The organism is Citrobacter amalonaticus Y19, from assembly GCF_000981805.1.
In the GTDB taxonomy this organism is placed as follows: Bacteria; Pseudomonadota; Gammaproteobacteria; order Enterobacterales; family Enterobacteriaceae; genus Citrobacter_A; species Citrobacter_A amalonaticus_C.
Genome location: NZ_CP011132.1, coordinates 4,080,639 through 4,093,657, shown reverse-complemented (window position 1 = coordinate 4,093,657; position 13,019 = coordinate 4,080,639). Strand labels below are relative to the sequence as shown.

The window sequence follows — 13,019 nt, the reverse complement described above, 5'->3', positions numbered from 1 at the left end:
TCAGTCACCCAGATATTGAATGGTGATGTGGTATTTAAAGACATGCTGTTCGATGCTAATGGGCTCGCGCTTGCCTTTGCGGTTCAGGTAGGTGATTTCTGTCACCAGCTTGCCACGGGCATTGCGCAGTTCACGCGTGTCGCCGTTGTCCGTCAGCGTCCAGCCTTTCGGCAACTGCGGCTGCCAGACGCTAATTGGCCAGTGGCTGAGCATGACGTCTGCCAGCACCTGACTGGCGGGCGGCAGTTGTGGAACCACAATGGACTGCTCAGTGTGCAGCCCTTTGTCATCGTAGGTCACGAGGAACAGACGAATGCCGACCGACGACAGCCCCGCCAGCGCGATCTTTTTGTCATCGGCATTCAGCATTACCAGCAGCGACTGCGTTTTGCCGTTAAAACTGCCGGTGAGCAATTGCTGAGCGTTCACTGCCGGAGAAATGCCCGGCGCAGGCAGCGTCACTCGCGTGCCCGGCTCCAGCCATGCCTGGGGACGACCTGTTTGGTCGTTCTGCGAGTGGCTGCACCCGGTGAGGATCAGCGCGAAGAGGCACAGTGCTAATTGCCCGATGGCGCTACGCTTATCGGGCCTACGCCAACGTGTTGACCTGGTAGGCCGGATAAGGCGCAGCCGCCATCCGGCAAAAATACGTTTCATCATTTTCGTTTTTCTCTTTTTTCGTCGGCATCGCCAGAGGGGAAAGCAGGAACGCGGTGAAAATGCCGCTAACCAGCACAATGCCAAAACTGCTGATCGCCTGGGTGGCGCTAAAGACCAGCATGCCGAGCGTCAGCAGGGTGGTCATCATTGCCAGCGTGATGGCTAACAGGGAGGTCAGCGGCGTTCCGCGCGGATTGCTGAAAAACAGCGTGTAGTTAATGCCGATCCCCAGTACCAGCACCAGCGCCAGCAGCGAGAACAGATTGACCGCATGACCGCTCAATGCCAGCACCGCCAGGCCACAGCCCAAAGACAGTACCGACGGTACGAGGCTGACGACGCCTCTGCGCCAGCCCAGACGGGCGATCGCGCCACAGGCAATCACCGCCAGCGCGACAAACAGTAAGCCGGTCAGCACGTTGCGATACAGCGCAAACAGTGCGTCAAAGGTGCTTTTGCGATCCACCCACGCGACGCCGCTAAACTTCTCACTGAGCGCGTTGAGCGCGGCGCTCTGTTTGACGCCGTCCACCGGCACCAGTACGCCGCTTTCGCCGTCGGCCAGGCTCAGCCACAGCAGTCGCCAGCCTTCACTGGCCGGGCTGGCAAGCCAGGCATCGACGGTGACGGGCATCGGGGTGAGATCGGGATTGACTGTCGTCAGCCCGGCGTTGTTCAGGGCGCGGATGACGGCGGGTGCGGCGTTTTTCAGCAAGATGAGATCCTGCTGTTGACGGGGCAGTGAATTTAGCGGGATCGTGCGATAGCCGCTGAGCAGCCCCTCTTTTTTCGCCTGCGCCAGCGCCGGGACAAAGGCCTCCAGTCGTTCCAGCGTCTGCTGCGCGGAGTCGCCGTACACCACAAACCACTTCTGATCGACGCTCTGTCCGGTCAGCGCGGTAATGGCTTTTTCCTGTGCCAGAATGTGCTGCGGCAGCGCCTGCAACTGCGAGATATCGTCGTCCACCCGCAGGGTCGCCAGCCCGGCCAGCGAGAAAAGCGCGAGTGCCACCGGCAGACCCACGGCGAGTTTTTTATTGCGTCGCCAGGCGGCAAGCCAGCGCAGCATCAACACCATCGCCGGAACCGGGCGCACCGGTAGCCCACGGCACAGCCACGGGTGCCAGAAAATCACGGTCAGGCAGGAGGCGCTCAGCCCCACGGCTGCAAATACCGCCATCTGGCGAATGCCGGGGAAGGGGGCGAGCATCATAATCAGGTACGCCGCGACGGTGGTCAGCAGCGCCAGCAACAGGGCGTTACGCACTTTCGCCAGGCTTTCCCAGGGCGACGTTTCCGCGCCGTGTACCATCCGTTCGGTCAGGTAGTACAGCGTGTAGTCGGCGGAGATACCAATGATGCTCATGCTCATCACCAGCGTCATCAGATGCAGTTCACCGAAGGCAAGCAGCGTGACAACGGTTCCCGCCAGCGCGCCCACGGCAATCGACAGCAGACACAGCAGCAGCGGACGCAGCGAACGGAACACCGCGACAATCAGTAGCAGCACGCCCAGCACCGTCGCTACGCCGAGCGTGGAGACATCCTGCTTTGCCTGCTGGCTGGCGTAATCGCTGTAGAATACCGTGCCACGCGACAGCAACTGCGCCTGCGGATAGCGCGCTTTCAGTTCCCCTTCAAGCGTGCCGAGCGTGGTCACCAGATGATGTGTTTGTTGCATATCGAACGACGAACCGGCCAGTTCGCCATGCAGCAGATACCAGTAGTTTCCCTGACTGTCCTGCGTGACTAACCAGCCGTCCATCAGCCGCAGACGCTGACCGTTTTCGGCCATCGCCAGCTGCGAGCCGCGCATCAGCATTAGCGGGTCGTTTTGCAGTTCTTTACCGCTAACGCCGGAAAATGCGGAATAAAGCTGAGACAGGATCCATTGCGCTTGCGCCTCGCCGCCGTTTTGCAAACGAGCACGGGTTTGCGGGTCGATCAAACCGTTGCGGTGCTGCCAGAAGAACGCACCCCACGCCTGTTGGCTGTCGGCGTCCATCGGGCCTTTCACCTCTGCCAGCGCCTGCGACTGTTGCAGCATCGCCAGCCAGTCACGGGCGATCGTCGGATCGGCCTTTTTACCGGGACTGACCAGCCAGACCAGTTGACGGTCAAGACGCTGCATAAAGCCATCGTTCAGGCTCGGCGGAATCGCCCCCAGCGCCTGTTTTGGCAGCATCGCCAGCACGCTGCTGTTGAGCCGCGCCTGAGGCAGCAGCATCAGCAACACGCCCAGCATGATAATGCAGGCGATTCCCCATAACAGCGCGGGGCGTTTACTGGGCGGCAAAGCGTTGGCGTTCGTCATCAGTCAGTTGCGCAGGCGTCAGTTGGTGTTGGGAAAGCACGATATCGGTGCGGTCGCCCTGTTTGTCGTTCAGCTCAATGCGTTCCAGATAGGTTTTTCCGGCTAAATCGATAGTGGCGAAGATCTTATCCAGTGGCGTGGTGATTGGCGTCAGGCGCAGGGTCCAGCGGCCTTCTCCGCTATCAGCAAACTCCACGCGGAAGTTTTGCTCCAGCACTTTGCGGTCGGCCTGAAACAGCCCGCGCAGCAGGTGATTAAACTGAAACATCTGCGGGTTGTTATCGGCGGTGATGGTTTGCGGTGGTTGACCGTTGATGGCCTGTACCATTCGCGTGTCGTCCAGCAACAGTTGCATCGGGAACGGACGGGTCTGATCCCACAAAAGTCCCTGGTCGCGGGCGATCAACATCGTTCCGGCGGATCGCAACGGCTGCGGCAGATCCTTAATCGTCCGGGTTTGATCGAAATGGGCGCGGATCACCGGCTGTTCGGTAAAGCGCTGTTGCAACTCGTCGAGCGTCAGGGCGCTAACGAACGGGCTAATGAACAGCGCCAGCAGCGGCAGAAACCTCATGGCGTCACCCCCATGCGTTCAAACAGAATGTCCGGGCAGACGAAGCACATTTCGCGGCTTTTCTCGTCCACCGCCACCTGAATGGTGTAGCCCGTGGTTGCGCGTTTCCCGCTTTCGGCGTCGAAAATTTCATAGCCAATGCGCAGGCGGTTTTCGAACTCTTCCAGACGCGCGCGCACGCGAATGCGCTGTTCAAAGGTCAGCGGATTGCGGTATTTGACGCGGGTATCCACCACCGGCCACAGGTAGCCGGAGGCTTTCATCTGGCGATAGCCGTAGTCGAACTGGTTAAGCAGCGCTTCGCGGGCTATTTCGAAGTAACGGAAATAGTTGCCGTGCCATGCCACGCCCATCATATCGACGTCGTGAAACGGAATGGTCAGCTCGACTTCAGCCGTAAAGCGGGGATCGTTCAGCACCCTTTACTCCTTGTCTTTGGGTTCCGGCAACTGCCAGAAATCGAAAAAGTTAAACCAGTCGAGCGGCGACTGAAGCGCGTAGTGTTCAAGACGTTCGGCATAGCGGTCGATGGTCTGCTGTAGCGCCTGCTGGCGTTCGGCGCGCGGCAATACCAGCGGGTCGGCGAACGGCTCGCAGTGAATGCGCAGCTTCTCGTGCTGACGCAGGGCAAAGAGGAGATCCACCGGGCAGCGCAGAATCGAGGCGAGGATAAACGGCCCCTGTGGGAACGGGGCGGCTTGCCCCATAAAATGGCTCCAGCAGACGCGCCATTCGCCGCCGCGCTGCGGATTCACTGCGATACGGTCGCCGACGATGGCAATCCATTCTCCGCGCTCCAGCTTCTCTTTGAGCGCAATGGCAGTATCCGGGCCGATGTCGGTCACCGGCATCAGGTTGAGTCCGGCCTGCGGCGCCATCTCTTCCATAATTTGCTTAAAGCGCCGGGCGTTATCGCTGAATACCAGCGCGTTGATGGTTTTGCTGCCCTGCAACTGCGCCAGCGCGCGGCAGGCTTCGACATCACCCAGGTGCGAGGCCAGCAGCAGTTTGCCGCGAGGATCGCTGACGTTCAGCGCTGCTTCTGCCCCAGGCGCAAAGACCACGTCGCGGCCAACATGCAGTTCACCGCGCCAGCTGGCGATTTTATCGAGCATCGCGTTGCCAAAGCGCAGGAAATGCTGATAGCTGGTGAGGTTAACCGGCACCGGCCTCTGGCGCGCGGTCAATTGCGCACGCACGCGGGCGATCCAGTTCTGCGACGCGCGGCGCGCGGGGGTTGCGGTCAGCCAGTACACGCCGACGACGGGGTACAGCAGGAGTGAAAACGCCTTACGCCCCAGCAGACGCCATACCCACAGCATCAGGCGCATTCCCCACAGCCCTTTCACCTCCTGCTGCCGCGCCCAGTGCGGTGACGTTCGACGCAGCAGCAGCGACGGGATGCGCGGCAACATGCCAAAGAACAGGCGCGTGTGCATCAGCGAAATACGACAGTTATCTTTGAAGGCATCGAAATGCGACAGCCCGTCCGGCGGATAGGTCACGCGGGTCGGAACAAAATAGCTGGGGGTGCCCTGCCACCAGAGACGCACCATCACTTCGGTGTCGAAATCCATCCGCTTGCCGAGCGTGACCCGTTGCGCCAGCTGACGCGTGGGGCCGACCGGGTAAACGCGAAAGCCGCACATGCTGTCTTTCAGTTGCAGCGAAAGGGTTTCAATCCACACCCAGACGTGGGTTATCCAGCGCCCGTACAGGCGCGAGCGGGGGATGGAATCATCGTAAATCGGCTGCCCGGAGATCAGCGCGGCGGGGTGGGCCTGCGCCAGCGCCAGCAGCTTTGGAATGTCTTCAATCGCATGCTGACCGTCGGCGTCAACCTGGACGGCATGAGTAAATCCGGCTTCTGCCGCCGCCGCTAATCCACGGATCACTGCCGCGCCCTTTCCGGCGTTTTCCGCCAGACGAATTAAGGTCAGACCGGAGGTGTTCGCGGCGAGCCGGTCCAGTTCCTGCTGTGTGGCCGCGTCGCTGCCGTCGTCCACCACAATACATGGCAGATTAAACGGCTGCAGGCGTGCCAGCACCTGCGACATCATGGCGCCGTGGTTGTAGCAGGGGATCAGCACGCAGGGGGACAAGGTCAGCGACATAGCCGGATCTTCCCGCTGCTGGCGGTATGGCGCGCGTCGCCATCGTGGCGTTGATAGCTGAACGTCAGGATCTGACGCGCTTCCTGCCAGCTCAGGGTCAGCGTAACGGTGTTTTCCGGCAGCAGCGGTGCCTGGAACTTCACGTTCTGAATGCTGTGAAAACGCCAGCCGGGGGCGAGCAGGGTGGTGGCATAGTGCATCACCCAGTCCATCTGCGCGACGCCCGGCAGCAGCGGCTGCACGGCAAAATGGCCGCTGAACCAGAAAAGGGAAGGATCGAGATGCAGGACGACCTCAATCTGTTGGGGTTGTGCCTGATGGCGCTCAATTTCACGGGGTATCATGAAACAACTCCTGTAATTGCGCATAGACACGCTTATTCATACTGTTGACCGGGATTTCGTCGATGACCCGCCAGTAACGTGGTACGGCGACTGGCTCCAGCCACGGCAGCAGCGCCCGTCGCCACGTCAGTTCCTGGGTTTTTCCGCCGCTGTTCTGCCAGCGCTGGCGCGCCTCGTCATCCAGGACCAGCAGTACGCCCACCCCCTGGCGACCGCCGCGCGTGACGGGCAGGGCGGCGACCTCGCGGATGCCCTTCAGCTCCAGCAGGCGTTGTTCAACTTCGCTGAGCGAAACGCGTTTCTCTTCAATTTTGACCACCCGTCCACGGCGTCCCATCAGGCGGAACTGGCCGTTTGGCGCAAACTGCAGGATATCGTCGAGCAGCAGACCGTTCGTATCAGCAATCAGCGGAGAGAAGACGCGAAAGGCGTCATCTTCTGCGATAAATGACACGCCGGGGAAGGGCAGCCAGGCGACGTTCTCTTGCTGACGATAGCGCCAGGCCAGAATGCCGGTCTCGGTGCTGCCGTAGATTTCATCCGGCCAGACGTTCAGCCAGGCGGCGGTTTGCGTCACGTCCTGCCACGGCAACATGCCGCCTGCCGAGAGGATCATGTCCACCGACGGCGCGGGAAGCTGGTGGTCGAGGCGTTTTAAAAACGCCGGGCTGCTGATAAACACATAGCGATGTTCGTGACCCAGCGCGGCCAGTTGTTCCGCGTAGTAAAGCATGGCCGCATGCAGCGGCAGGCCCAGCGCCATCGGCAGAAAGATGCGGAACGTCAGACCGTACAGATGCTGTGGCACAACCGAGGCCACTATCCGGCAACCTGCCAGGCGATCGGCAAAGCGCGCCGCCAGCAGTTCGGCTTCATGGTCCAGACGGTCAACGGGTTTGACGATACGTTTCGGCTGCCCGGTTGAGCCCGAGGTAAACAGCTCGATAAACGCATCGCGGCGCAGGGGCGGGAAGATGAACGCCTCGTCGCTGAGCGTCATGGCTGAGCTGACAACCCACAGCGGCCCCTGCCAGCCGAGCGTTTTATCGCTCAGTACGCCGTCAAACAACGCCCGCTGCTCGTCCAGCAAAGAGACGCGGTTATGCCCCGGAATCACGGGCGTTTTCCCCGCATGCAGGGTGGCCAGCAGCGCGACGATAAACAGATAGCTGTTTTCAAAACAGAGCGCCCAGCGATCGCCTTCCTGCTGTTGCAGGTGAGCCATCAACCGTGCGACATCGTGGCGCAAGTGACCGAGCGTCCAGTGGCGTTCGTCCAGCCAGGCGACAGGCGTGTTCGCCGGACGAGGGGAAGTGAGCCATTCGGCAAGCGTCAGGGTCTGCTTCATTGCAAATCTCGATTAATCATCCGACGGCGTATCAGCCATTCGCTGCCCATCAACAGGCCCATCAGCAGGTAGGCAATCATGCCATTCCACGCGGTCCACATTGCCATATCGCCATGGAGAGCGGTAAACAGCGCGACGCCGCCATTGAAGATAAAAAAGGCGCACCAGATCTGCGTCACCCGGCGGGTGTAACGCACTGCCGCATCCGGGAGTTGGGGATCGCGCAGTCGCGCCAGTCGTTCCACTATGGGCATGGAAGACCAGAGCGAACCGCCAAACACGGCAAGCATGACGGCGTTCACGACAACCGGATAAAACAGCAGAAGCTGATGGGATTTAAGCAGGGAACTGGCGACGCACAGCGTGATGCCTACCACCGCCACCACCTGGGTGACCACGCGCAGCGGCCCCGCCTGTCGCCGGGTCTGGCGAAAGCGTAAGAACAGCAGCAATGCCATTAGCGGCAGTAGCCACTGCAGGCTGTGATGCGCCAGGCCAAACCAAATCAGGAAAGGCCAGGCGAGTAACAGCACGCCTGTCAGCACAGGCAATGTGCGAACGCCCAACACGGCGAATCAGGCTTCTTTAAGCAGGCGTTCTACCGCGTCAACGACATCCTGCACGGTACGCACGGCTTTGAACTCTTCCGGTTTAATTTTCTTCCCGGTTTTCTTTTGCAGATGGACGATCATGTCGACCGCATCGATGCTGTCCAGTTCCAGATCCTCGTACAGACGCGCGTCAGGTTTAATGTCCTGTGGATCTATCTCAAACAGCTTAACCAGCAGCGCAGAGACTTCATCATAGATGGCGTGTTGATCGGTCATAACGGACTCTCCTCAGGCACGTTGCGCATTAATGAACGATGCCAGCGTGGCGACGGAGAAGAAGTGCTGACGCATCTCTTCGCTTTCTGCGGAAAGCACCACGCCGTACTGATTTTTTACCGCCAGTCCCAGTTCCAGGGCATCAATCGAGTCCAGTCCCAGACCGTCGCCAAACAGCGCCGCCTCGGTGTCAATGTCGTCTGTCGACAGTTCGTCCAGATTCAATGTGGTGATGATGAGATTTTTAATTTCAAGATAAAGCGCTTGCATCATTAATTCCTGAGAAAGGTAACGTACCTTGTTGTAATTGAAGCAAAAGATGCCGGTTTAGCTGTCTTGCCGCCAGCGCCGGTTCTTGTAAATTTGCGTCGTAAAAGTGATCGATCTTCACCCGCTCGCGTACCTCGACGGTAAACAGCGGTTTTGTTGGCGGCACCTGATACCATTTGCTTTCTTTATCCAGCATGCGCTGGCTGCAATGGATGGTCACTACGCGAATATCGCTGCCGCAGCGCACGGCGATATTCGCCGCGCCGCGTTGCAGCGTCATGGTCTCGCCAGGACGGGTGCGGGTGCCTTCGGGGAAAATCAAAATCGTATCGCCCTGCGCCAGACGTTGCTGACTGGCCGGTAACAGGGCGTCGGCCTGGCTGTTCACCAGGTAATCCGCGGCACGCACCACGCCGCTGAGGAACGGGTTCTTCAGCAGCGCGCTTTTCACCAGACAATCTGTTTCAGGCATCACTGATGCCAGCAGCACATAATCGATCAGGGTGGGGTGATTCGCGACTACCAGACATCCGCGTTCCTGACGCAAGATATCCACCCCTTTCATCTGATAGTCCAGCACGCCCAGCACGCGGGTCACCGTTAAAAAGAGACGGAAACTGGCGGCAATGCTGCGCCGGGCAATGCGGCGACGCCGGGCGTTGTCCCGGACGAAAACTAACAAAACGTTAAACCAGACAACCGACAGCAGCAGTCCGCCGAGTCCGAAGAGGGCGAAGCAGAAGCCGGTCATGGCGACTCGCCAGAGTCGGTTCAGCGAGGAGGTGTCTCCTTTCATGTCCGGCTCCAGTGCCACTGCACGCGCTCACCGGGTAGGGTAAATGTCCCGGCATTCAGTAAATAGTGCTGTAAAAACAGCAGGCTTTGCGGGAGCGCGGTTTCAGCACCTGCCTGAACCGGTTCGCTCTGACACACCCAGTCGTTACCGGCTTCGCAAACCAGCGCGGTGGCGTACGGCCAGGTTGGCATATTTTCCGGGAGGCGCGGGTGGTAGAACTCGGGAAGAAAACCGTCGAAGTCGACCATCAACACGCGCTGGTAACCCGCCTGTAGCAGGCAGATGACTTCACATAACCCCTGCTGGAAGGTATCGCGTCCGGCGGAAAGCGATGACGAGACGATGGGGTGTTTAGCCGCGATAGTCAGGTTGCCTACCGCTGAATTGTGTACTGACAGGGCGAAATCGGTCGGTGAGAGCGCCTGTTCGGTCGCCAGCGCATGCAGAATGCGGTAGTTACGTTCAAGTTCGCCGTGCCGACTAGTGTACAGCACCGCATCAATATCGTGGCGGCGCAGCATCGCCAGCCCACACTCGACGGCCAGTTTACTGCCGGAGCTAAGCCGACGGGCGGTCATCATCGGCAGTTCACGCAATTTGCCTTGCGCCGCCGACGGATCGATGGCGTGCGGATGCCGTGACCATTGCAACCACTGTATCGATTCGCTCAGACCTGGCGCCATCGCCCGCCAGTCGGTAATGTTTAGTGAGAATTTCATCAACGCGCGTCCGCGGTAAACCCGTGATTCCAGTAGCGTTTTGAGGCTACTTTGTTATTTTTTCTTCTGACATATCAATAAAGTATGTCCAACGCCTAAGTTATCGTGGCGTTCTTCCACCTGGAACCCTGCCTTGTCCAGATAGCCATAAAATTTCTCTGCGCTGTAGAAACGGCTGTTGCCGTTCGCCATGCAGGTAAAGTAAAGCGAAGACGCATTCAGACTGAATGAGGCGGCTTCAAAGCGCTGCGCATCCCAGAACAGCTCCATAATGCACAGCCTTGCGCCGGGTTTCATTACGCGGGCAACCTTGCTGAGCATGGCGACAATTTGCTCCGGTGAAAAACAGTCAAGAAATTGACTCATCCACCAGATATCGGCCTCTGTGGGTAAAGGCGCATCGCCAAGCATATCCACCGCATGAAAATCGATGCGATCGGATAATCCTGCATTTTCGATATTTTCGCGGGCAAGTGCAATTTGTTGTGGCAAATCTAATAGCGTCACCGCGATATTTTCGTCGAACTGGCTACAGCGTATTGCCCATTTGCCCGTATTTCCGCCCACATCGTACAGGGTTGCAGGACAACTGGCGAATACATGCGGTAATGCGGCATCAAACGCGCCGTCAGAATAGTAATGATCGAAGGCGAACCAACTTTCACGCGCGGACGGCGGTAATTGCGACAATGCCGGATAAATGGTTGGCCAGTCGCCAAACACTTTTAACCCGGACGGTTTTCCTTCTTTCAGCGCATTTTCCAGAAAGAACAATCCCTGATAACAGACGTCGTGGGTGAAATCCATATTCACGCGAGTCATGGTGTCATGCAAAAGGAAATGTCCGATTTTCGCCAGATAATAACGCCCGGCTTTATGGGTGATGATGCGTCCGCTTAATCCCATATCCAACAATACGCTGACCGCATATTCGTTGACGTGACTGTTTTCCGCGATCTCTTCAAGCGTTGCACCCTGTTTACCCTGGCGGTCAAGATAAGCCAGTACATCTGCATTTCGCAGGCAAAGCGCGGTTTGAAACAGCATGGGGGCGAAGGCGATACGCTGCGCTTCAGTGATCGCATCCAGTGCGCTGAGGGAGTCCTGTTCGTACATGGCGAGTACAACCTGTTAAGAAAACGAAAAAGATTATCGGACCGCGCACGGCACGGCCCGACTTCAGGCGTCATTACAGATTTGCACCTGCAGACAGGTTCAACTGAATGTCTTTATCCAGGTTACGTACCCAGCGGTTGTAGTTTTTATGAATTTTACCGCCAGAAGCTTGCAGATTGAGACTGCTGTCATACTTGATATCGTAGCTGGAGGCGGTGTAGGTAATACGCACTTCTGCAACGTGGTCGCGAGACTGCTGACGCGCTTTGATCACACCAGGACTCACTTCAGTCATGATCCATTTACGCTGAACGCCTGCTTTCAGAATCGCGTTTTTCACCTGATCCTGAGTGTGGCCTGCGGTTACAGAAGAGTGAACCTGATCGATGGGGGCCGTACGCGCACAACCTGCCAGCGCACCGACAACCGCAATCGCCGCAAACCACTTAATGTATTGTTTCATGAAAACTCCCTATCAAAATCACTATTTATATTAACGTTGAATGCATTTCTGAATTTAGTTTTAGTAACTATAATATCGACTATTTTTAATATTAACTTTGACGGGATGCCGCGAAAACTCTGAAATTAATGCGTTAACGCAGAAGGTCGTTTATCTTCTGGTTATCATGGCGTTAGTTAATTCTTACTTAAATTAAATTATCGATATTATTAAATTTGAATTAAATGCACTGCGGAAAATCTGGACCTCATTTCACGAAGGAAACCGCGCGTTTATTGAAATACTCAGGTAATAAAAGCGCGGCTTATAATACTTTCACCGGTAAGTGAATAAAACTACCCTGGTTGGTAGGGTTGGCTTATCCCGGTAATCGATTTTTCGGTCTCCCCGGGCCCAGTAATATGGCCAGTTTGCTGCCGCCTGTTGTGGTCTCCATCCAGATTTTACAGACGCTGGTCAGGGGGACGGAGAGCAACATCCCCACCGGGCCGAGCAGCCAGCCCCAGACCAGTAAGGAAAGGAATACCACCAGCGTCGACATGCCCAGGCGATGCCCCATCATGCGTGGTTCAACCATGTTACCTAATACCATATGGACCACCAGGAACAGCGCCCCCACCAGTACGCACTCATAAATGCCGTTGAAAAGCAGTGCCTGAATCATCGGCGGAACGGCGGAAATCACTGAGCCAATGTTCGGGACATAGTTCAGCAGGAACGCCAGCACCCCCCACATCAGGGCAAACTGAATGTTCATCAGTTCCAGTCCCAGCCAGACAATGACCCCGGTCCACAGGCTGAGCAGCGTTTTTAACGCCAGATAGTGCGAAACTCCCTTCAGCGCCCGGTGCAGTCCGGCAATGTGGATTTGCGGGTTATGCAGCGCAAAACGCATTTTGTAAGGCACATGGCGGACTTCAAACAGCATAAAAACGACGGTCATGACCAGTAAAACGACGCTGGCCATCGCGCCCGACAACCCGGTCATCAGCGTGGTGGTGAAGGTGACAATTTTGTCGGAGTCGATGCGCTGCAACATGCGTTCCGGGGACATGTGTAGATTTAAAAACGGCATCATCTCCTGCACATACAAGACCTTGCGCGTCAGTTCTTTGTTGTACTTCGGCAGCATGGCAATAAATTCGTTAACCGAGGCGGCCAACACGCCAATCAGCGCGGTGAGCACGAACAGCATCACGACCACCACAATCGTGATCGCCACCGGGCGTTTCACCCCCCGACGGATAAACCAGGTGACCAGGGGATTGAGGACAATGGCGAAAAAGAGCGCCAGTAACAGTTGCACAATGATATCGGCGGCGGCGTGGATCCCGGCGAGAATGACGACCAGCGCGGCCAGCTTGAGCAGAATATGTAAACCCGTTTTATCGGGCTGAGGGGTTGTCATGGCGGCATCCTGTTATTGATTTTCATTAAGTGTAGCGGCAGGTTGGCTGCCGATATTCCTAATCTG

Annotated in this window: 14 protein-coding genes and 1 pseudogene; all 15 read right to left on the bottom strand. The window is 57.5% G+C overall.

Annotated features, from left to right (window positions below):
* The 15 genes and pseudogenes from F384_RS18910 to F384_RS18840 all read right to left on the bottom strand — a co-directional run bounded on the left by F384_RS18910 (position 1) and on the right by F384_RS18840 (position 12,953).
* Complete coding sequence (locus tag F384_RS18910) at positions 1-660, bottom strand: DUF3261 domain-containing protein (protein ID WP_226991607.1); 660 nt, start codon at positions 658-660, stop codon at positions 1-3.
* Between the two features lie 13 nt (positions 661-673).
* Positions 674-2,974 (bottom strand): annotated as a pseudogene (locus tag F384_RS18905) (MMPL family transporter); the annotation flags it as partial.
* The gene (locus F384_RS18900; protein WP_046491657.1) at positions 2,943-3,548 is read right to left on the bottom strand and encodes a LolA family protein; all 606 of its coding nucleotides are present in this window, start codon (positions 3,546-3,548) and stop codon (positions 2,943-2,945) included. The gene F384_RS18900 and the pseudogene F384_RS18905, both read right to left, overlap by 32 nt.
* Positions 3,545-3,967, bottom strand: coding sequence for an acyl-CoA thioesterase (locus F384_RS18895; protein WP_042323066.1), 423 nt, complete (start codon positions 3,965-3,967; stop codon positions 3,545-3,547). Before F384_RS18895 ends, F384_RS18900 begins: the two co-directional genes overlap by 4 nt.
* A 3-nt stretch (positions 3,968-3,970) precedes the next feature.
* Positions 3,971-5,662, bottom strand: a complete 1,692-nt coding sequence (locus F384_RS18890; protein ID WP_046491654.1) for a glycosyltransferase family 2 protein — start codon at positions 5,660-5,662, stop codon at positions 3,971-3,973.
* Positions 5,653-6,006 carry a beta-hydroxyacyl-ACP dehydratase gene (locus tag F384_RS18885; RefSeq protein WP_046491651.1) on the bottom strand — a complete coding sequence of 118 codons (354 nt, stop codon included), beginning with the start codon at positions 6,004-6,006 and terminating at the stop codon, positions 5,653-5,655. Before F384_RS18885 ends, F384_RS18890 begins: the two co-directional genes overlap by 10 nt.
* The gene (locus tag F384_RS18880) at positions 5,993-7,354 is read right to left on the bottom strand and encodes an AMP-binding protein (protein ID WP_046491648.1); all 1,362 of its coding nucleotides are present in this window, start codon (positions 7,352-7,354) and stop codon (positions 5,993-5,995) included. The genes F384_RS18885 and F384_RS18880 overlap by 14 nt, the downstream gene beginning before the upstream one ends.
* Positions 7,351-7,923: a hypothetical protein gene (locus F384_RS18875; RefSeq protein ID WP_046491645.1), complete on the bottom strand. Its 573-nt coding sequence runs from the start codon at positions 7,921-7,923 to the stop codon at positions 7,351-7,353. Before F384_RS18875 ends, F384_RS18880 begins: the two co-directional genes overlap by 4 nt.
* Positions 7,924-7,929: 6 nt before the next feature.
* On the bottom strand, positions 7,930-8,181 hold the full coding sequence (locus F384_RS18870; protein WP_046491642.1) for an acyl carrier protein: 252 nt from the start codon (positions 8,179-8,181) through the stop codon (positions 7,930-7,932).
* A 12-nt stretch (positions 8,182-8,193) separates the two neighbouring features.
* The gene (locus tag F384_RS18865; protein ID WP_042998497.1) at positions 8,194-8,451 is read right to left on the bottom strand and encodes a phosphopantetheine-binding protein; all 258 of its coding nucleotides are present in this window, start codon (positions 8,449-8,451) and stop codon (positions 8,194-8,196) included.
* Positions 8,432-9,265, bottom strand: a complete 834-nt coding sequence (locus tag F384_RS18860) for a lysophospholipid acyltransferase family protein (RefSeq protein WP_413541460.1) — start codon at positions 9,263-9,265, stop codon at positions 8,432-8,434. Before F384_RS18860 ends, F384_RS18865 begins: the two co-directional genes overlap by 20 nt.
* Entirely contained in the window at positions 9,244-9,966 is a 723-nt protein-coding gene (locus tag F384_RS18855; RefSeq protein ID WP_046491635.1) for a beta-ketoacyl synthase chain length factor, read from the bottom strand. Before F384_RS18855 ends, F384_RS18860 begins: the two co-directional genes overlap by 22 nt.
* Before the next feature lie 54 nt (positions 9,967-10,020).
* Complete coding sequence (locus F384_RS18850) at positions 10,021-11,082, bottom strand: methyltransferase (protein WP_046491633.1); 1,062 nt, start codon at positions 11,080-11,082, stop codon at positions 10,021-10,023.
* A 73-nt stretch (positions 11,083-11,155) separates the two neighbouring features.
* Positions 11,156-11,533, bottom strand: coding sequence for a hypothetical protein (locus F384_RS18845; protein ID WP_155404054.1), 378 nt, complete (start codon positions 11,531-11,533; stop codon positions 11,156-11,158).
* 370 nt (positions 11,534-11,903) lie between these two features.
* The gene (locus tag F384_RS18840) at positions 11,904-12,953 is read right to left on the bottom strand and encodes an AI-2E family transporter (RefSeq protein WP_046491626.1); all 1,050 of its coding nucleotides are present in this window, start codon (positions 12,951-12,953) and stop codon (positions 11,904-11,906) included.
* Positions 12,954-13,019 lie beyond the last annotated feature (66 nt).